This is a genomic window from Enterobacter sp. 50793107, assembly GCF_001463365.1.
In the GTDB taxonomy this organism is placed as follows: Bacteria; Pseudomonadota; Gammaproteobacteria; order Enterobacterales; family Enterobacteriaceae; genus Enterobacter; species Enterobacter cloacae.
In genome coordinates this window covers 1-226 of the sequence record NZ_LNII01000155.1, presented here as the reverse complement: position 1 = coordinate 226, position 226 = coordinate 1, and the positions used below count along the sequence as shown (strand labels likewise).

At 49.1% G+C, this 226-nt stretch carries 1 tRNA gene and 1 rRNA gene; both read right to left on the bottom strand.

Features of this window, described 5'->3' with window-relative positions:
• Window position 1: 1 nt before the first annotated feature.
• Window positions 2–78, bottom strand: a tRNA-Ile gene (locus tag APU11_RS19765).
• Window positions 79–148: 70 nt separating this feature from the next.
• Window positions 149–226 (bottom strand): 16S ribosomal RNA (locus tag APU11_RS19760); the annotation flags it as partial.

The window sequence follows — 226 nt, the reverse complement described above, 5'->3', positions numbered from 1 at the left end:
TTGGTAGGCCTGAGTGGACTTGAACCACCGACCTCACCCTTATCAGGGGTGCGCTCTAACCACCTGAGCTACAAGCCTGTAGAGGTTTTTTACTGCTGTTTTTCATCAGACAATCTGTGTGAGCACTACAAAGGCAGGTTCTTTAAGGTAAGGAGGTGATCCAACCGCAGGTTCCCCTACGGTTACCTTGTTACGACTTCACCCCAGTCATGAATCACAAAGTGGT